This is a genomic window from Kitasatospora sp. NPDC089509 (assembly GCF_044749365.1).
GTDB lineage: Bacteria > Actinomycetota > Actinomycetes > Streptomycetales > Streptomycetaceae > Kitasatospora.
Genome location: NZ_JBIVHS010000004.1, coordinates 181760 through 200919 on the forward strand (window position 1 = coordinate 181760; position 19160 = coordinate 200919).

At 72.3% G+C, this 19160-nt stretch carries 17 protein-coding genes and 1 tRNA gene; 10 read left to right on the forward strand and 8 right to left on the reverse strand.

What is annotated here, in order from left to right; translation table 11 throughout:
* The first annotated feature begins 35 nt into the window (after positions 1-35).
* Entirely contained in the window at positions 36-941 is a 906-nt protein-coding gene (locus ACIP4P_RS10490) for a LysR family transcriptional regulator (RefSeq protein ID WP_400916746.1), read from the forward strand.
* On the opposite strand, the gene mug is transcribed toward ACIP4P_RS10490, so the two are convergent.
* The 7 genes from mug to ACIP4P_RS10525 form a co-directional block, all read right to left on the reverse strand.
* Complete coding sequence (mug, locus tag ACIP4P_RS10495) at positions 935-1510, reverse strand: G/U mismatch-specific DNA glycosylase (protein WP_400916750.1); 576 nt, start codon at positions 1508-1510, stop codon at positions 935-937. The genes ACIP4P_RS10490 and mug overlap by 7 nt on opposite strands.
* On the reverse strand, positions 1507-2520 hold the full coding sequence (locus ACIP4P_RS10500; protein ID WP_400916752.1) for a phosphatase PAP2 family protein: 1014 nt from the start codon (positions 2518-2520) through the stop codon (positions 1507-1509). The genes mug and ACIP4P_RS10500 overlap by 4 nt, the downstream gene beginning before the upstream one ends.
* A gap of 130 nt (positions 2521-2650) precedes the next feature.
* The gene (locus ACIP4P_RS10505) at positions 2651-3730 is read right to left on the reverse strand and encodes an aminopeptidase P family protein (protein WP_400917143.1); all 1080 of its coding nucleotides are present in this window, start codon (positions 3728-3730) and stop codon (positions 2651-2653) included.
* Between the two features lie 91 nt (positions 3731-3821).
* Positions 3822-5168 (reverse strand): dipeptidase, encoded by a 1347-nt coding sequence (locus ACIP4P_RS10510; RefSeq protein WP_400916754.1) that lies wholly within the window; start codon positions 5166-5168, stop codon positions 3822-3824.
* A 23-nt stretch (positions 5169-5191) separates the two neighbouring features.
* Positions 5192-5629: a hypothetical protein gene (locus tag ACIP4P_RS10515; RefSeq protein ID WP_400916757.1), complete on the reverse strand. Its 438-nt coding sequence runs from the start codon at positions 5627-5629 to the stop codon at positions 5192-5194.
* On the reverse strand, positions 5626-7041 hold the full coding sequence (locus tag ACIP4P_RS10520) for an APC family permease (RefSeq protein WP_400917145.1): 1416 nt from the start codon (positions 7039-7041) through the stop codon (positions 5626-5628). Before ACIP4P_RS10520 ends, ACIP4P_RS10515 begins: the two co-directional genes overlap by 4 nt.
* A gap of 361 nt (positions 7042-7402) precedes the next feature.
* Positions 7403-8722, reverse strand: coding sequence for an MFS transporter (locus tag ACIP4P_RS10525; RefSeq protein WP_400916759.1), 1320 nt, complete (start codon positions 8720-8722; stop codon positions 7403-7405).
* A gap of 176 nt (positions 8723-8898) precedes the next feature.
* On the opposite strand from ACIP4P_RS10525, the gene ACIP4P_RS10530 reads away from it, so the two are divergent.
* From ACIP4P_RS10530 to ACIP4P_RS10540, 3 genes are all read left to right on the forward strand, one after another.
* The gene (locus tag ACIP4P_RS10530) at positions 8899-9564 is read left to right on the forward strand and encodes an ArsR/SmtB family transcription factor (RefSeq protein ID WP_400916761.1); all 666 of its coding nucleotides are present in this window, start codon (positions 8899-8901) and stop codon (positions 9562-9564) included.
* A gap of 42 nt (positions 9565-9606) precedes the next feature.
* On the forward strand, positions 9607-10095 hold the full coding sequence (locus ACIP4P_RS10535) for a hypothetical protein (RefSeq protein ID WP_400916763.1): 489 nt from the start codon (positions 9607-9609) through the stop codon (positions 10093-10095).
* Between the two features lie 181 nt (positions 10096-10276).
* Positions 10277-10885, forward strand: a complete 609-nt coding sequence (locus tag ACIP4P_RS10540) for a hypothetical protein (RefSeq protein WP_400916765.1) — start codon at positions 10277-10279, stop codon at positions 10883-10885.
* 98 nt (positions 10886-10983) lie between these two features.
* Here the strand turns inward: ACIP4P_RS10540 and ACIP4P_RS10545 are convergent, their stop codons facing one another.
* Positions 10984-11472, reverse strand: a complete 489-nt coding sequence (locus tag ACIP4P_RS10545) for a YajQ family cyclic di-GMP-binding protein (RefSeq protein WP_350511390.1) — start codon at positions 11470-11472, stop codon at positions 10984-10986.
* A 218-nt stretch (positions 11473-11690) separates the two neighbouring features.
* Between ACIP4P_RS10545 and ACIP4P_RS10550 the strand changes: the two genes are divergently transcribed.
* From ACIP4P_RS10550 to kdpC, 6 genes are all read left to right on the forward strand, one after another.
* Positions 11691-11771, forward strand: a tRNA-Tyr gene (locus ACIP4P_RS10550).
* Positions 11772-12186: 415 nt separating this feature from the next.
* Positions 12187-14016 carry an APC family permease gene (locus ACIP4P_RS10555; protein WP_400916768.1) on the forward strand — a complete coding sequence of 610 codons (1830 nt, stop codon included), beginning with the start codon at positions 12187-12189 and terminating at the stop codon, positions 14014-14016.
* A 502-nt stretch (positions 14017-14518) separates the two neighbouring features.
* Complete coding sequence (gene kdpF, locus ACIP4P_RS10560) at positions 14519-14608, forward strand: K(+)-transporting ATPase subunit F (protein WP_045693083.1); 90 nt, start codon at positions 14519-14521, stop codon at positions 14606-14608.
* Position 14609: 1 nt separating this feature from the next.
* On the forward strand, positions 14610-16271 hold the full coding sequence (gene kdpA, locus ACIP4P_RS10565; RefSeq protein WP_400916771.1) for a potassium-transporting ATPase subunit KdpA: 1662 nt from the start codon (positions 14610-14612) through the stop codon (positions 16269-16271).
* Positions 16271-18388 (forward strand): potassium-transporting ATPase subunit KdpB, encoded by a 2118-nt coding sequence (kdpB, locus tag ACIP4P_RS10570; RefSeq protein ID WP_400916773.1) that lies wholly within the window; start codon positions 16271-16273, stop codon positions 18386-18388. Before kdpA ends, kdpB begins: the two co-directional genes overlap by 1 nt.
* A 21-nt stretch (positions 18389-18409) precedes the next feature.
* A complete protein-coding gene (gene kdpC / locus ACIP4P_RS10575) occupies positions 18410-19039 on the forward strand; it encodes a K(+)-transporting ATPase subunit C (protein WP_350511368.1) in 630 nt (209 codons plus the stop codon).
* Positions 19040-19160: the final 121 nt, after the last annotated feature.

A 19160-nucleotide genomic window follows, 5' to 3' on the forward strand; every position in this document is an offset into this window, starting at 1 on the left:
GAGCGGGGTCGATGGATGCCGGTAGGTTCGCCGGCATGACCGATCTCGCCCCGCACGAGCTGCGCGTCCTGGTCGCCGTGGACGAGGAGCGGAGCTTCACGGCGGCCGCCGTGCGCCTGGACACCACCCAGTCCGCCGTCTCGCACGCCGTGCGTGCCTGCGAACGGAAGCTCGGCGTGGTGCTCTTCGAACGCGGGCGCCATGGCGCGCGCCCCACCGAGGCCGGCGCGCGGGCGGTCGGGTACGCCCGGCGGATCCTGCGGCTGCTGGCCGTGATGGGCCCCGAGGTGCGGGGCGCGGGGGCCGCCGTGGCGGGCCCGGTGACCGGCACGCTGCGGATCGCCGCCTTCCGCAGCGCCGCCGCCCACCTGCTGCCGCCGGTACTGGCCGGGCTCGCCGTCGACCACCCCGGGCTCGCCCCGCACGTGCGGATCGTCCGGGAGCTCGGCCGGGGTACCGCCGGGGAGGTCGCCGACGGCCGGGCCGACCTCGGGCTGGCCACCCTGGACGCGGGGGGTCCGCCACCCGTCCCGGGCCTGGTCGCGGTCCGGCTGTACCGGGAGTCGTACGCGCTGGCGCACCCCCGGAACCACCCGGATCCCCGTCGGCTGCCGCTGGTGGACTGGGCGGAGAACTGCGACTCCTACACCCGGGACTGGTGGCGGCGGCAGGACTGGCTGCCGCCCGCGACCGTCGACGTGGAGGACGACACGGTGGCGCTGTCGCTGGTCGCCCAGGGCCTCGGGATGGCGGTGATGCCCCGGACGGCACTGCTCGGAGCCCCGCCCGGGCTGGCCGTGACCGACCTGGGCCCGCGCCCGCCCAGCCGCTTCGTCGGGTACGTCACCACGCCCGAGCTGGCCGGGACGCCCGCCGTCCGGGCGCTGATCCGCGGGCTGCGCGCGCTGCCGCTGCCGGCCGGTCTGGCGGCGGCTCAGTAGTCCCGGGCGCTCTCGTCGAGGCTCTCCCGGAGGGTGCGGAACTCGGCGGCCAGCGCGTCCAGGGTGTAGTGGGCGTTGAGGCCGCTCGGGTTGGGCAGGACCCACACCTCGGTGTCGCCGATGCCCTCCGGCTGGCGGCCGATGGCGGCCCGCCGCTGCCCGAAGGCCGTCCGGTAGGCGCCGATGCCGAGCACCGCGAGGACCCGCGGCCGCAGTCGCAGCACCCGTTCGCGCAGCGCCGCGCCGCCCGCGCGCAGTTCCTCGGCGGTGAGTTCGTCCGCCTTGGCGGTGGTGCGCGGGGCGACGTTGGTGATGCCGAGGCCGAGGGCGGGCAGTTCGCCCTGCTCGTCCGGGCGGTACTGGCGGTCGGTGAAGCCGGAGCGGTGCAGGGCGGGCCAGAAGCGGTTGCCCGGGCGGGCGAAGTGGTGCCCGGTGGCCCCGGACCACAGGCCGGGGTTGATGCCGCAGAACAGCACCCGCAGCCCGGGCCCCGTGATGTCGGGGATGGTGGTGTCCTGGGCGGCGCGGAGCTGTTCGGGCGTCGGCTTCGGCGCGGGGGTCGCGCTCATGGAGTGGGATCGCACCGGGCCAAGTCTGCCGCGAGCGCCACCCGGTCGGTACGGCGGTTGCGCAGCCACCGCAGGCCGAAGACCACCACGGCCGCGTACGTCCAGCCGGCCAGGATGTCCACGATGAAGTGCTCGGCGCCGTAGACCAGGGTGAACGCCATCGCGAGCGGATAGGCGACCAGCACGGCGCGCAGCCAGGGCTTGGCGGTGGGCCAGAAGAAGAACAGCAGCATCGCGGGGTAGGCGGAGTGCAGCGAGGGCATCGCGGCGACGTCGTTGGCGAACTGGCTGCCGTTCTCCAGCAGCGAGTCGGCCTGCGGCAGGCCGACGGCGGAGATGGTCTCCCAGACCACCCGGTGCAGCCCCGGCATGTTGCCCTCCTGGCCGACCAGCCACGGCGGGTCGGCCGGGTAGAGCAGGTAGGTGGCGAAGCCGGCGAAGGTCAGCGTGAAGTAGCAGGCGAGCAGTTGTCGGAAGCGGTCGTGGGCGCGTCGCCAGAGCACGGCGAGCAGCACGAAGACCACGAGGAAGTGCGAGAGGTAGACGGTCGTCGCGAGGTAGTCGTACCAGTGCGGGGAGCCGGGGGTGTAGAGCGCGTGCTGGAGCCGGACCGTCCAGGTCTCGCCGAAGCCGAGCACCTCGTCGGCGCGCAGCTGGGGCAGCCAGTGCGGGGCCCAGGGGGTGTGGGCGCCGTAGCCGCGCAGCAGCGAGTAGGCCCAGACCACGGCCATCACCGGGATCCAGTCGCGCAGCACCAGCAGGAAACCGCGTCGGCCGTGGCCGCTGTGGATCGCGGCGGTGAGCAGGGCGCCGATCAGCCAGAGGAACACCACGTCGTTGGCGAAGGCCATGCCCTGGGTGGCCAGGAACCAGACGAAGGCGGTCAGGTAGGCCGGCCAGGCCAGCAGGCGCAGTCTCGACAGGCCGGTTCGGCGGCCGCGGTCGGTCACGGGACGCAGTCGTCCGGCCCGCACCGCGGACGGTGGGGCCGGGCTCAGCAGCTTCGTCATGCTCACCGAAACTAGCAACGCAAGCTTGAAGGACGCTGGGTGAACTATGACCGGCTCGTAAGAAAATCACACGGTTGGGTCAAATCTTGTTGGGACGAAGGTCCCGAATGCGACTTCAGGGGACGATCGGTCAGGCCACCGTACCGAGCTCGTGCGGGGTGTTGTTGAAACGCCGCCCGCCGTTCGGGGTGACCGTGACGATGTCCTCGATCCGCACCCCGAACCGGCCGGGCAGGTAGACCCCGGGCTCGATCGAGAAGCACATGCCCGGCACCAGCGGCCGCTCCTCGCCCTCGACCAGGTACGGCGGCTCGTGGGTGGTGATGCCGATGCCGTGGCCGGTGCGGTGGATGAAGTACTCGCCGTAGCCGCCCTCGGTGATCACCCGGCGGGCGATCCGGTCGATCTCCTGGCAGCTCACCCCGGGGCGGACCGCCTCGAAGGCGGTCTGCTGGGCGAGCCGGACCAGGTCGTGCACCGTCCGCACCTCGGCCGGGACGTCCGGGCCGACGTGCACGGTGCGGGTGGTGTCGGAGCCGTAGCCGTCCTTGAGGCCGCCGAAGTCCAGCACCACGGTGTCGCCGGTGCGGATCACCCGGTCCCCGGCCTCGTGGTGCGGGTTGGCGCCGTTGGGGCCGGAGCCGACCACCGTGAAGTCGACCTGGCTGTGCCCGTACTGGATGAGCAGCGCGCCGAGGTCGGCGGCCACGTCGGTCTCCCGGCGGCCGGCGAAGTCGACCTCCAGGATGCCCCGGTAGGCGGCGTCCGCGGCGCCGCCGGCCGCGGCCAGGCGCTCCAGCTCCTCGGCGTCCTTGACCGCGCGCAGCATCGGCAGGGTCTCGGTGAGCGAGGTGAAGGCGGTGCCGGGCAGTGCGGACTGGAGGCCGAGCAGGTGCATCGCCCAGGCGTTGTCGGAGATGCCGTACCGGCCGGCCGGCTCGAACAGCGGACCGGCGGTGGCGTACGGGTCCTCGCCGTCCGTCCAGTCGAGCAGGTCGACGGCGGGGGCGCCGACCGCCTTCTCGGCGTCCGGGCGCTCCAGCTTGGGGACGACCAGCGCGGGCCGGCGCCCGGCGGTCAGGACGAGGGCGGTGAGCCGCTCGGTGACGGCGGTGGGCTGGTAGCCACACAGGTAGGTCAGGTCGGGGCCGGGGGCGATCACCAGGCCGGCCAGTCCGGCGGCGGTCGCCTCGGCGGTGGCCCGGATCATCCGGGCGGTGTGGTCCTCGGTGGTGAACGGACGGGGCACGGTTCTTCCTCCTCGGGGTCCGTCGGCATGGCGTGCTCCAACTCCAGCACGTTCAGGGCCGGTTGGCGAAGTTCTGGAGGAACAGCGCCTCGACGTGCGCCATCCGCCGGATCTCCTCGGGGTCCACGCTCTCGTTCGGCGCGTGGATCAGGCAGCGCGGCTCCTCGACGCCCATCAGCACGAGCTCCGACTCCGGGAAGGTGGTCGCCAGCACGTTGCACAGCGGGATCGAGCCGCCCTGGCCGAGGAAGGAGAGCGGCTTGCCGTAGACCTCCTGCGCGGCCTTGTCGAGCGCGGCGTAGGCGGGCCCGCCGGTGTCGGCCCGGAACGGCGCGCCGGCGCTCTCCCGCTCCACCTCGACCCGGACGCCCCACGGCGCGGCGGCCTCCAGGTGGGCGACCAGCGCGTCCTGGGCGGTCCGGGCGTCGGTGCCGGGCGGCACCCGCAGGCTGACCCGGGCGCGGGCGGTGGCCGGGACGGCCGCGGCGGAGCCGACCACGGGCGGGCAGTCGATGCCGAGGACGGTGACCGCCGGGCGGGCCCAGAGCCGGTCGGCGACGGTGCCGGAGCCGGTCAGCCGGACGCCGTCCAGCACCCCGGCGTCGGCCCGGAACCGCGTCTCGTCGTACCCGACCCCGCTCCACGTCCCGTCGCAGTCCAGTCCGTCGATCCGGGTGCCGCCGTCGGCGTCGCGCAGCGAGTCCAGCATCCGGATCAGCGCGGCGAGGGCGTCCGGGGCGGGGCCGCCGAACATGCCGGAGTGCACCTCGCCCTTGAGCGTCTCGACCCCGACCACCAGGTAGACCACCCCGCGCAGCGAGGTGGTGGCGGTGGGGACGCCGACGGCGGCGTTGCCGGTGTCGCAGATCAGCAGGGCGTCGGCGTGCAACTCCCCGGCGTGCTGCGGCACGTACTGCTCCAGGCCGCCGGTGCCCTGTTCCTCGGAACCCTCGACCACCAGCTTGAGGCCGACCGGGACGGACTCGCCGAGCGCCCGCAGCGCGGTGAGGTGCATGACGATGTTGCCCTTGCAGTCGGCGGCGCCGCGCCCGTACCAGCGGCCGTCCCGCTCGGTGAGTTCGAACGGCGGGGTGGTCCAGGCCGCTTCGTCGAGCGGGGGTTGGACGTCGTAGTGGCTGTAGAGCAGCACGGTCGGGGCGCCGGGCGGCGGCGGGCGGTGGCCGACCACGGCGTGGCTGCCGTCCGGGGTCTCCTCCAGGTGGACGTCGCGCAGGCCGACCTCGGCGAAGGCGGCGGCGACCCACTCGGCGGCCTCCCGGCACTTCTCCGGCGGGTACTGGCGGGGGTCGGCGACGGACGGGATGGCCACCAGCTCGGCCAGGTCGGCCTGCGCGCGGGGCATCAACTCGTCGATCCGGCGGGCGAGTTCGTCGGTCATCTGCAACTCCTGGTTCCGGCGTCCTACTTGCGGACGGTGTCGCGCAGGTCGAGGTCGTCGATCCGGTCCTGGATCGCGGCGAGCCGGTCCGGGCAGTACACCGAGAGCACGATCGCCTCGGCCTGCACCGCCTCGCGGTCGGACAGCACCGGGCGCTGGCCGGGCCCGCCGGCGCCGTTGGACATCGCCTCCTTCCACTGCGCCTGGTTGAGCGCGCCCGTCGGGTCGGCGCAGACCGCGCCGCCGTCCTCGCCGAGGGTGTGGGTGATCTGGTCCTGGGCGGGTACCGGGTAGCCGGCCGCGCTCAGCCGGTCGGAGAGCTGCCGGGCCTTCTGCGCGGCCAGGTCGGTGGCGTGCAGCTGGGAGAACGACAGCAGGCCGGTGATCAGCATCGCGACCAGCAGGGCGATCGAGCCGAGGTAGATCCAGCGGTGCCGGGAGGCCATCAGGCTCCTGCTCATGCCGCACCGCCCAGCTCGGCCGCCTCCTGGGCGGCCACTTCGGCGGCCGCGTCGGGGGAGCGCCAACTCGGCTTGCGCAGCCGCAGGAAGAGGAACGGGACGAGCAGTCCGAGGACCAGCAGGCCGCCGCCGACGATCCCGATGTACGACCAGACGCTGCCGCTGCCGAACTGCGAGGACGGCACGAAGCCGATCCCCATCGCGGCGGCCGAGGCGAGCAGGCCGATCACGCAGATCGGCACCAGGGCCGGGGCCCGGTAGCCACGCGGGTGGTCCGGCTGGGTGCGGCGCAGCCGGATCGCGGCGGTGAACATCAGCAGGTAGACGATCAGGTACACCTGGGTGGTGATCACCGAGAAGATCCAGTAGGCACTGGAGACGTTCGGGATCAGCGCGTACAGCAGGGCGATCGCGGTGGTCACCACGCCCTGGGAGACCAGCAGGTTCTGCTGGACGCCCTCCCGGTTGAGCCGCTGCAGGAACGGCGGCAGGTAGCCCTCCTGGCGGGAGATCATCAGCAGGCCCTTGGACGGCCCGGCCAGCCAGGTCAGCATGCCGCCGAGCGAGGCGGCGATCAGCGCCACCGCGATGACCGGGGTGAGCCAGCCGATGTCGAAGTACTGGAAGAAGGCGTCGAAGGCCTGCATCACCCCGGCGGTCAGGCTCAGTTCGGCGGAGGGCACCACCCAGCTGATCGCCAGTGCGGGCAGGATGAAGATCGCCAGCACCAGGCCGGCCGCGGTGAACATCGAGCGCGGGAACTCCCGGGCCGGGTCGCGCAGCGAGGAGACGTGCACCGCGTTCATCTCCATCCCGGAGTACGCCAGGAAGTTGTTGACGATCAGCACCAAGCTGGCCAGGCCGGTCCACTGCGGGAAGAGGTGGCCGGCGTCCATCGGGGCGGCGGAGGCGTTGCCCTCGCCGAGGAAGACGAAGCCGAGCACCACCAGCAGGGTGCCGGGGACGAGGGTGCCGATCACCAGGCCCATCGAGGACAGCCCGGCCACCGCCTTCGTCCCGCGCGAGGAGACCCAGACGCCGGTCCAGTACAGCACCATGATCACGACCGCGGTGTACGGGCCGTTGCTGGCCAGCCGGGGGTTCACCACGTACGCGATGGTCGAGGCCACGTACGCCAGCAGCGACGGGTAGTAGAAGATCGTCATCGCGAACTGGCACCAGACGGCCAGGAAGCCGAGCGGCTTCGACAGGCCCTCCGAGACCCAGCGGTAGACGCCGCCGTCCCAGCCGGAGGCCAGCTCGGCGGAGACCAGCGCGGTCGGCAGCAGGAACACCAGCGCCGGGACGAGGTAGAGGAAGACGCAGGCCAGGCCGTAGACCGCCATGGTCGGGGCGGAGCGCAGGCTGGCCACCGAGCTGGTGGTCATCAGGGCGAGCGTGATCCAGGACATCCGCGGGGCGGCGGCCAGCCGGCTGGCGACCGAGCCGGTGCGCTCCCGGGTGGCGGGGGCGGCGGGGGTGGTCGGGGCGCCAGGGGCGGTGGGGGCGGCGGTGGGGGCGGCCTCGCCGCCGGGGCCGGGTGGGGGCGCGTCGGTGGAACTCATCGGTCCTCCTCCGGTACGGCTCCGGTGCGACCCCGGTGCGGCCTCGGTCGGCTGCGCGGGGTCGCCGGGAGGGCCCCGGGGCGGGCCGTACCCGGCCAGTTCACCCGGTTGCCGCGTCGGCCGCATGCGGCGTGCGGCCGTGCGGGTGAGCGGTGCTCAGCCCTGGGCGGACGTCGGCGTGGCGGCGGGCCGGGCGGGTGAGGAGTGCTCAGCCCCGGGCGGAGGCGGAGGTCGGCGTGGCGGCGGGCCAGACCGCGCGGCGCAGGGTGCGGCTCGCGGTGGCGGGCAGCAGGGCGGCGGCGAGCACACCGGCGATCGAGGCCAGGGCGGCGGCGGGGGAGAGGTGGTCCAGCAGCAGACCGGCGGCGAAGGTCCCGGCCGGCATCCCGGCGGTCAGCAGCGTGACGGTCGCCGCGATCACCCGGCCGCGCAGCTCGTCCGGCACCTGACGGAAGACCAGCAGGTCGAGCATCACCCGCAGGGCCGGGATGCCCGCGCCGACCACGAACAGGGCGACGAAGACGGTGACCGCCCCACCGGGCAGCAGCGGCGCCAGCGGCACCGGCACGGCGGTCCAGGCGACGACCAGCAGCAGCACGCCGGGGCCGGCCAGCCGGTGCAGCCGGGAGACCAGGGCCGCCCCGGCCAGCGCCCCGACCGCCTCGCCGGTCAGCGCCAGACCGATCCCGCCGCTGCCGGTGCCGTGTTCGCGCAGCAGCACCATCACGGGCAGCAGCAGGGCCGCCCCGGTCAGGTTGATCACCAGCAGCACGGCCAGCGCGGGGCGCAGCAGCGGGGAGGCGGCGAGGACGCGGAAGCCGGCCAGCGCGCCGCCCCGCTCGCCCCGCTGCGGCGCGGCCGGGCTGGGGAAGCGCACCACCAGGGCGGACACCAGCGAGACCAGCGAGGCGACCGCGGCGCCGAGGAAGGGCACCGAGCGGCCGAGCCCGAACAGGAACCCGGCCAGCGGCGGACCGGCCAGCGAGGCGCCGCTCATCCGGGCCTCGTCCTGGGCGAGTGCCTGCGGCAGCTGCTCCGGCGTGACCACCGAACGCAGCGCCAGCAGCCGGATCGGGCCGGTGTAGGCGGCGGTCGCGCCGATCACGGCGGCGACCAGTAGCAGGTGGACCAGCGACGGCCGGCCGAAGGCGAGGGCGGCCGGGACGCTGACGAGGGCCAGCAGCCTGGCCGTGTCGGCGACGAGCAGCACCCGGCGGCGGTCCCGCCGGTCGGCGAGCGAGCCGCCGTGGACGCCGAGCAGCAGGGTGGTGGCCATCTCCACCGCGCCGAAGGCGCCGGCGGCGGTGGCGGAGCCGGTGAGGGCGAGGACCAGCAGCGGGAAGGCGGTGTCACCGATCCGCATGCCGAGGGTCGCGCAGGACTGGCCGATCCACAGGGCCTGGAACCGCAGGTTGCGCCGCAGCGGTACGGGCGGTGGCGGGGTGTCGGTCGGCTCGGGGGCCGGCTCGGGGGCCGGCCCAGGGGTCGGCCGTACCTGCTCGACCGTCGTGCTGGTGTGCTCCGTCATGATCCCGCCCCCATCGTTCGCGCTCTCCGTCATCGTTCACGCTGTCGTGAATGGTGGCGTACAAGTGAGTGCTTGCGCAAGAGTGAGTGGTGCCGCAAGGGTGAGTGGTGGCGCAAGGGTGAGCGCTCACCCGGGCATGATTGCGTCCGCGGCGACCGATCTGCCAGGGTGGGCCCGTGGCCGAGCACGAACGGGAACCCGCCGACGGGGACGAGCAGCCCACCACCTGGGTGAAGGAACGCCAGGTGGGCGATGTCGCGGTGCTCAAGGCGCTGGCCGACCCGCTGCGCCTCGCCATCCTCGGCGCCCTGAAGACCTCCGAGGACCGCCCGCGGACCGCCAAGGAGCTCGCCGTCGAGCTCGGCGAACCGCAGACCAAGCTCTACCGGCACATCAAGCAACTGGAGAAGGCCGGGCTGATCCTGGTCGCCGGCACCCGGCTGGTCTCCGGCATCGTGGAGAGCCGCTACCAGGTCGCCCAGGACTCGATCCGGCTCGCCCCGGAGATGTTCACCGCCGACTCCCCGGTCCGCTCCGAGGCGTACGGCGCCATGCTGGCCGCGATGGACCGGGTCCGCGGCGACTTCCGCGGCCACGCGGTCGGCGGGCGGCTGGACTTCGGCCGCTCCCCGGAGGGCGAGGGTGCCCCGTCGGGTCTGTTCGCGGACTTCGCGCTGCGGCTCGCCCCGGCGCGACTGGCCCGACTGCAGTCCCAACTGAAGGAACTGCTGGACGAGTTGACCGCGGAAGGTCCGAGCACGGCCGACGACGCCGTGGACGTGACCCTCTTCACCCTGCTCTACGGTCTCCGCGCGGGCACGGAACCGGGCACGGAACGATAAATTCCGGGCCGACTGTCGGTGCGGTGGGACAGCATGTCGGGCATGTCGTATGAACTCCGAGCGCTGATAGGCATGGTGGAGCTGCTGACGGTGGCGGCGGCGGAAGTGCCGGCGGCCCGGGTGGTGCCGCTGACGCAGGGGCTGGCACTGATCCCGGTCACCTCCGCCGTGCTGTCCGCGCTCCAGGGCGACGCCGCCGTGCCCAAGCCCGGCGGCGGGGCGGGATTCGGCTGGCACCCGGACGGCTTCGAACTCCGGCTCGCCGCCTGGTCCAAGGCCGGTCCGATCGCCTGCGTCGAGGCCGAGTACTTCGGCGGCACCGGCACCCAGCGCGCCGCCGTCTGGTCGGACGGCCGGGTCGTCCTGGGCCCGCTCAGCAGCGCGGAGTCCGAGCCGGTACCGGCCGAGGGCACCCCGATCTCCCGGGCCCTGCGGTGGCTCGGCGGGCAGGTCGAGCCGGGGCGGACGGACGAGTTCGCCTCGGTCGGGCTGGGCGCGCACCGCAGCACCGCCGACTGGGCGGCCGGCTGAACCGCTGCCGCAGGCCGGCGTACGGCCCGGCCGTGCACAGCGTGACGAACTCCCGTGCCACGAAGCACCGCGTGACGACGCGCCGCCGTTCGGCGTACCTGCGGTGGCTGCCTCCGGGTGGCGACCGCACGGTGTGAGTCAGGCGATCTCGCCTGACTCGTACCGAGAGGAAGCAGTACCCATGCGTGCCACCCGGATGGCCGCCGCGCTGACCGCAGCCCTCGCGCTGACCATGGTCGCCACGGCGTCCGCCACCGCCGCCGGCAACGGAACCGCGGCCCCCCGTACCACCGCCCCGGCCTCAGTCGCCGCCGCCGTCCCGGTCCTCCCGGCCGACGACCCGGCGCTGCCCACGGTCCCCGGCGCCCCCGCCGTGCCCGCGCTGCCCACGGTCCCCGGCGCCCCGACGCTCCCCACCCTGCCGACCCTGCCCACCGTCCCGGCCACGCCGGACCCGAGCGCGGCCCTCGGGGCGCTCGGCGACGTCGTCAAGCTGATCACCGGCCTGGTCTCGTCGGTGACCTCCGCCGTCCCCGACCTCGGCGCCGTCCAGCAGCTGGTCTCCTCCCTGCAGGGCATCGTGCAGAACCTGCTCGGCCAGCTCCCGACGACCGTGCCGCCGCTGCCCACCGTGCCGCCGCTGCCCGCCGTCCCGGGCGCGGCTGCCGTCCCGGCCTCGCCCGAGCTCCCCGGCTCCGCGCCCGCGGACCTCCAGGAGCAGCTCGACACCCTGCGCGCCCAGGCGCAGGCCCTCACCTCCGCCCCCCACTCCCACCCCGCCGTCGACTGACCGGATCCCACCGGTCGCACCGACGCGAACGGCCCCGCCCCCGAACCCGGGAGCGGGGCCGTGCCGTCCTGTCCCCGCGGAACGGGGGCGGCGGTCGACTAGCGGTAGTTCACGTACTGGATCGCGAAGTCCAGGTCCTTGCCCTTGAGCAGCGCCTGGACGGTCTGGAGGTCGTCGCGGCTCTTGGAGCTGACCCGCAGCTCGTCACCCTGGACCTGGGCCTTGACGCCCTTCGGGCCCTCGTCCCGGATGATCTTCGCGACCTTCTTGGCATCCTCCGTGGTGATGCCCTCCTTGATGTCCGCGAAGATCTTGTACTCCTTGCCGGACAGCTGCGGCTCGCCGGGGGTCAGCGCCTTCAGCGAGAGGCCGCGCTTGACGAACTTCGTCTGCAGCACGTCCAGGATCGCCCGCACGCGCTCTTCGCCGTTGGCCTTCATCTCGATCTTCTCGCCGGAGCGGCTGATCTCGCCGCCCACGCCCTTGAAGTCGAAGCGGGTGGCGATCTCGCGGGAGGTCTGGTTGATCGCGTTGTCGACCTCCTGCCACTCGACCTTCGAGACGATGTCGAAACTGGAGTCGGCCATGGGTGTTGGTCTCCTTGATGCTCTGGCTTCACTGACACGGCCCGCCCCACCGGAGCGCCCGCGGCCCAAGCCTATCCAGCGTCACCCCGGCCCCGCCCGTGACCGCCGCGCGGCGCTTCCCCGTCGTCACGTGATCTATCGAGTGGCGGAGCACCCCGTGGGATCGGGTATGGTTTACCAAGTCGAACGGGGCGCGAGCCTCGGGAAACACGAATCCTGGCTGGTTGCCCGAGCGGCCAAAGGGAGCAGACTGTAAATCTGTCGCGCAAGCTACGCAGGTTCGAACCCTGCACCAGCCACAGGATAGAGATTCAGCCCCCGATCTGCGGAAACGCGGATCGGGGGCTGTTTCGTGTGCCCGGACGCGTGCGGATGGGGCTGGGGCGGGGCCGGACGGGCCGGGTGGCCGGGGTGGTGGGGCTGTTCGAAGGGGTGGCACTTATTGCGCATTGCTTGCAATTACCTCCCCCAAGCAGCAGAGTGGTGGCCGGGGGTGGGAGTCCTTCGACCGAGCTGATCGTCTTCCCAACCGGCGCCCGCCGGGACCACGGCTCACCCCACCCCCGCCACCTTCCCTCCCGCGCCGGCCGACGGCCGCGTCAAGGCCCCGTCAAGGGCGCCGGTGGCGGCGTCAGGAACGCGTAGGGGGCAGGAGCCGCTCGGGGGCGCGGACCGCAGGATCGGAGCAACTACCGACTGCGGAGGTCCCGTCCGATGTCCAGCGCCATCTCCACCCCGGCCGTGACGGCCGACGAACCGCCGGATACCGGGGCGGCCGACGACCGGCACCGGCTCAGCGCGCTCGGCGGGCTGGCGGCGCTGTCGCTGGACGCGATGGCCTCGGTGGCGTACGGCCCGGAGTCGATCGTGCTGGTGCTGGCCGCGGCCGGCTCGTACGGGCTGGGCTTCACCCTGCCGGTCACGGTGGCGATCGCCGTCCTGCTCGCGGTGCTGGTGGCCTCCTACCGGCAGGTGATCGCGGCGTTCCCGGACGGCGGCGGCTCCTACGCGGTGGCCAAGGCCCACCTGGGCCGCCGGACGGCGCTGACCGCGGCCGCCTCGCTGGTGATCGACTACATCCTGAACGTCGCGGTCTCGGTGACCGCCGGCGTGGCCGCGCTCACCTCCGCCATCCCGAGCCTGTACGACGACCGGGTCTGGCTCTGCCTGGGCGTGCTCGCCCTGGTGACGGCCGTCAACCTGCGCGGCATCGCCGAGTCGGCGCGCTGGTTCATGGCGCCGACGGCCGTCTTCGTCCTCTCCATCCTGGCGATCATCGTGGTCGGCCTGTTCCGGGACGCCCCGGCCAGCACCGAGGCCGCCGCCGGGCACGCCTCGGTGCTCGCCGAGAACGCCACCGCGGTCGGCGCGCTGCTGCTGCTCAAGGCCTTCGCGGCCGGCTGTTCGGCGCTGACCGGCGTCGAGGCGGTGGCCAACGCCGTCCCCTCCTACCGTGCCCCGCGGGTGAAGCGGGCCCAGCACACCGAGGTGATGCTCGGCGTCCTGCTCGGCGTGATGCTGATCGGCCTGGCCGTGCTGATCGGCCGCTTCCACCTCCAGCCGGTCGACGGCGTCACCGTGCTCGCCCAGCTCGCCGACGCCTCCCTCGGCCACGGTGTCGGCTTCTTCGTCGTCCAGTTCGCCACCGTGGTGCTGCTCGGCCTCGCCGCCAACACCTCCTTCGGCGGCCTGCCGGTGCTGATGGACCTGCTGGCCCGGGACAACCACCTCCCGCACGTCTTCGCGCTGCGCGCCGACCGCCAGGTGTACCGCTACGGCGTGCTGTTCCTGGCCGCGGTGTCGGCCGCGCTGCTGGTCGGCTCCGGCGGTGACGTCAACAGCCTGGTGCCGCTGTTCTCGATCGGCGTGTTCGTCGGCTTCACGATCTGCCAGGTCGGCATGGTCCGGCACTGGTACCTGCACCGCCCGGCCGGCTGGGGGCGCAAGGCCGCGCTGAACGGCTTCGGCGCGGTGCTGACCGGCGTCGCGACCGTGGTGGTGACCGGGACCAAGTTCACCGAGGGCGCCTGGGGCATCGTGGTGGCCCTGCCGCTGCTGGTGCTGCTGTTCGAGGCGATCCACCGCAGCTACGGGCGGATCGGCGAGCGGCTGGAGCTCGGCCGGGTGCCGGGCGCGGTGACCCGCCAGCGCAGCCTGGTGATCGTCCCGGTGACGGCGATCACCAGGCTCACCCGGGACGGCCTGTCGGCGGCCCTGTCGCTCGGCGACGAGGTGTTCGCGGTGACCGTGGTGCACGATCCGGCCGACGCCGAGGCGCTGCGCCGGGACTGGGAGCTGTGGCAGCCCGGGGTGCCCCTGCTGGAGGTCCCGGAGGACCGCCGGCGGCTCGGCCTACCGATCGCCGATTTCGTCAACCGGCTCGGCGAGGAGCACGCCTACGACCGGCTCACCGTGCTGATCCCCGAGGTCGAGCCCGCCCACTGGTACCAGCGCGCGCTGCAGAACCGCCGCGGCGCCGTGATCGACCGCGCCCTGCGCCGGCACACCGACGCGGTGGTCTGCCGGCTGCGGATGCGGATGTGACCGGGCGGACGAACGGATGAACGGACGGATGTGAACGGAGGGGCCGGAGCGGCCCCAGGACACTGACGGGTGAACCCACGGGCCCCGGTGCGGCCTCGGCCGCGCCGGGGCCCGTTCACGTCCGCACCCGAGCCCGGTGCAGCCCGCTGAGGCCCGGTGCGGCCCGACGCAGCCCAACGCGGCCCAACGCAGCCCGGTCTCGCTCCGGTGCACCCCCGGTCTCGGCCAGGTCACGGCGGTCTCGGCCCGGTGAAGCGGGCGTCAAGGTCGCGTCAACGCACCGCATTCACCCGTATGGAGGGCGTCAGGGAGCCCTAACGCCCCTTAGACGGCTGGTTTGCTGCATCTGCCGGTTGTCCGCCGGTGCCGCTGGAAGCCCCCGGGCCGTACGCGGCATCTCCCGAACCACGCTGGTGGAGCCCATGTCCGATCTCATCTACGTCGGTGTCACGGTCGCCGTGTTCGCCGTCATCGCCCTGATCGCGCGGGGGGTGGAGAAGCTGTGAGTGCCGAGAACATCGCTGGTCTGGTCGTGGCCGTCGCTCTCGTCGGCTACCTCGTCGTGGCGCTGATCTTCCCGGAGAAGTTCTGACATGGGATCCACTCTCGCGGGCTGGATGCAGGCCCTCGCCCTCGTCGGCGCGCTGGCCCTGTGCTACCGCCCCCTCGGCGACTACATCGCCAAGCTCCTCACCACCTCCAAGCACCTCAGAGTCGAACGCGGCATCTACAAGCTGATCGGCGTCGACGGTGACGCCGACCAGCGGTGGCCGGTGTACCTGCGCTCGGTGCTGGCCTTCTCGGCCGTCTCGGTGCTCTTCCTCTACGGCCTGATCCGCCTCCAGGGCTACCTGATGCTGAGCCTCGGGGTTCCGCAGATGGAGGGCCACCAGGCCTGGAACACCGCGATCTCCTTCGTCGCCAACACCAACTGGCAGTCCTACAGCGGCGAGTCCGCGATGGGCCACGTGGCGCAGATGGCCGGCCTGGCGGTGCAGAACTTCGTCTCCGCGGCCGTCGGCATCGCCGTCGTCGCCGCGCTGATCCGGGGCTTCACCCGGAACCGGACGGACCGCGTCGGCAACTTCTGGGTGGACCTCACCCGGATCAACCTGCGCCTGCTGCTGCCGATCTCGATCGTGTTCGCCCTGATCCTGGCCGCCAGCGGTGTGGTCCAGAACTTCCACGGCTTCACCGACGTGACCACCCTCAGCGGCGAGGTGCAGAAGATCCCCGGCGGCCCGGTGGCCTCCCAGGAGGTCATCAAGCTGCTCGGCACCAACGGCGGCGGCTTCTACAACGCCAACTCGGCGCACCCGTTCGAGAACCCGACCGGCTTCTCCAACCTGATCGAGATCTTCCTGCTGCTGGTGATCCCGTTCGCCCTGCCCCGGACCTTCGGCAAGATGGTCGGCGACAACCGCCAGGGCTACGCGATCGTCGCCGTGATGGGTCTGTTCTGGATCGCCTCGACCGCCCTGCTGACCTGGTCCGAGGCCGCTCACCACGGCACCGCCCTGCAGGCCGCGGGCGCCGCGATGGAGGGCAAGGAACAGCGCTTCGGCATCGCCGGATCGACCCTGTTCGCCGCCTCGACCACACTGACCTCGACCGGCGCGGTGAACTCCTTCCACGACTCGTTCACGCCGTTCGGCGGCGGGCTGACGGTCTTCAACATGATGCTCGGTGAGATCGCGCCCGGTGGTACCGGTTCCGGCCTCTACGGCATGCTGGTGCTGGCCATCGTCGCGGTGTTCGTGGCGGGCCTGATGGTCGGCCGCACCCCCGAGTACCTGGGCAAGAAGCTCGGCGGCCGCGAGATGAAGTTCGCCTCGCTGTACATCCTCACCACCCCGACCATCGTGCTGGTCGGCACCGGTGTGGCGATGGCCCTGCCGGGTGAGCGGGCCGGGATGCTCAACTCGGGTGCCCACGGCTTCTCCGAGGTGCTGTACGCCTTCACCTCGGCCGCCAACAACAACGGATCGGCCTTCGGCGGTCTGACCGTCAACACCGACTGGTACGACACCGCGCTCGGCCTGGCGATGATCTTCGGGCGACTGCTGCCGATCGTCTTCGTCATGGCGCTGGCGGGCTCGCTCGCCCAGCAGCAGCCGGTTCCGGCCACTCCGGGCACCCTGCCCACCCACAAGCCGCTGTTCGTGGGCCTGCTGTCGGGCGTGATCCTGATCGTCGTCGGCCTCACCTACTTCCCGGCCCTGGCCCTCGGGCCGCTTGCGGAAGGTCTCTCCTGATGTCCACCCCTACGCTCAACCCCGCACCGGCCGACGACAAGGCCGAGGCCGCCGCGCCGCACAGAGTCCAGAGCGGCCTGCTCGACCCGAAGCTGATCCTCTCGTCCCTGCCGGACGCGGTGAAGAAGCTCGACCCCCGGGTGATGATCAAGAACCCGGTGATGTTCGTGGTCGAGGTGGGCTCGGTGGTCACCACCGTCTCCGCGATCGCCAACCCGTCGGTGTTCGCCTGGTCGATCACCGTCTGGCTCTGGCTCACCACCGTCTTCGCCAACCTGGCCGAGGCCGTCGCCGAGGGCCGCGGCAAGGCCCAGGCCGACACCCTGCGCAAGACCAAGACCGAGAGCGTCGCCCGTCGGCTCACCAACTGGCCGGCCACCCAGGTCGAGGAGGAGGTGCCCGGCACCGCGCTCCAGCTCGGCGACCACGTGGTGGTCGAGGCCGGGCAGGTCATCCCCGGCGACGGTGACGTCGTCGAGGGTGTCGCGAGCGTCGACGAGTCGGCGATCACCGGTGAGTCCGCGCCGGTCATCCGCGAGTCCGGCGGTGACCGCTCCGCGGTGACCGGTGGCACCAAGGTGCTGTCCGACCGGATCGTGGTGAAGATCGCCTCGGAGCCCGGCAAGTCCTTCATCGACCGGATGATCGCCCTGGTGGAGGGCGCCGCCCGGCAGAAGACGCCGAACGAGATCGCGCTCAACATCCTGCTGGCCTCGCTGACCATCGTCTTCCTGGTCGCGGTCGTCACGCTCCAGCCGATGGCCACCTTCGCGGGCGCCCCGCAGTCGATGATCGTCCTGGTCGCCCTGATCGTGGCGCTCATCCCGACCACCATCGGCGCGCTGCTCTCCGCGATCGGCATCGCGGGCATGGACCGCCTGGTCCAGCGCAACGTGCTGGCGATGTCCGGCCGCGCCGTCGAGGCCGCCGGTGACGTCAACACCCTGCTGCTCGACAAGACCGGCACCATCACCCTGGGCAACCGCCAGGCCGCCGAGTTCCTGCCCGCCCCGGGCGTCGGGACCGACGAACTGGCCAGCGCCGCCCAGCTCTCCTCCCTCGCGGACGAGACCCCCGAGGGCCGCTCGATCGTGGTCCTGGCCAAGACCGAGTACGGCCTGCGGGCCCGTGTCCAGGGCGAGCTGACGCACGCCACCTGGGTGCCGTTCACCGCCCAGACCCGGATGTCGGGTGTGGACCTGGACGAGGCCGAGGGCGTCCACCAGGTCCGCAAGGGCGCCGCCGGCTCCGTCTCCAACTGGGTCACGGAGAACGGCGGTTCGGTCGGGGACGAGGTCGCGACCCTGGTCGACGGCATCTCCGCCGCCGGTGGCACCCCGCTGGTGGTGGCCACCAAGGTCGGCAGCAAGCCCGCCCGTGTCCTCGGGGTGATCCACCTCAAGGACGTGGTCAAGGAGGGCATGCGGGAGCGCTTCGACGAGCTGCGCCGGATGGGCATCAAGACCATCATGATCACGGGCGACAACCCGCTGACCGCCAAGGCGATCGCGGAGGAGGCCGGCGTCGACGACTTCCTCGCCGAGGCCACGCCCGAGGACAAGATGGCCCTGATCAAGAAGGAGCAGGAGGGCGGCAAGCTGGTCGCGATGACCGGCGACGGCACCAACGACGCCCCCGCGCTCGCCCAGGCCGACGTCGGCGTCGCGATGAACACCGGGACCATGGCGGCCAAGGAGGCCGGCAACATGGTCGACCTGGACTCCAACCCGACCAAGCTGATCGAGATCGTGGAGATCGGCAAGCAGCTGCTGATCACCCGCGGTGCGCTGACCACCTTCTCGATCGCCAACGACGTGGCCAAGTACTTCGCGATCATCCCCGCGATGTTCGCCGGGGTCTACCCGGGGCTGCACCACCTCAACATCATGGGCCTGCACAGCCCGCAGTCCGCGATCACCTCGGCGATCATCTTCAACGCCCTGGTCATCATCGGCCTGATCCCGCTCGCCCTGCGCGGCGTGAAGTACCGCCCGTCCGACGCCAGTTCGCTGCTGCGCCGCAACATCGGGATCTACGGGTTCGGCGGCCTCGTGGTGCCGTTCGTCGGCATCAAGCTGATCGACCTGATCATCCAGTTCATCCCCGGCCTCAGCTGACGCAGGGAAGGAGAAAACACCATGTCCAAGCCCCTGCCGACGACCATCCGCACCCACTTCACCGCGCTGCGCGCACTGCTGGTGCTCACGGTGATCCTGGGGATCGCCTACCCCCTGCTGATCACCGGCATCAGCCAGGTCGCGTTCAGCGACAAGGCCAACGGTTCGTTCGTGTCCGCGGACGGCAAGCAGATCGGTTCCAGCCTCCTCGGCCAGAACTACAACCTGCCCAAGAAGAACCCGGACGACCCGAAGGAGGACCCGGTCCCGGACCCGAAGTTCTTCCAGCCGCGGCCCTCCGCCAACAACTACGCCGGCGACAACTCCGGTGCCAGCAACCTCGGCCCGAACAGCGACGACCTGCTGAAGGCCGTCAACGACCGCCGTGCCGCCGTCTCCGCCTTCGACGGCGTCGACCCGGCGAGCGTCCCGGCCGACGCGCTGGAGGCCTCCGGCTCCGGCCTCGACCCGCACATCTCGGTGGCCTACGCCAAGGAGCAGGTCAACCGGGTCGCCAAGGAGCGCAACCTGTCGACGGACGTCGTCGCCAAGCTGGTCGACAAGTACACCGAGAGCCGCTCGCTCGGCTTCCTCGGCAACGAGGGCGTCAACGTCGTGCTGCTCAACAAGGCCGTCAGCGAAGCGAAGTGACGCACCAGTGACACCACACCCGATACCAGGGTGACCGGGCCGGCCCGGGGGCGGGGGGGGGGGGGTGGTGGTGGGTTTGTGTGTGTGTTGGTGTGTTGTTGTGGGTGTTCGAGGTTTCTTT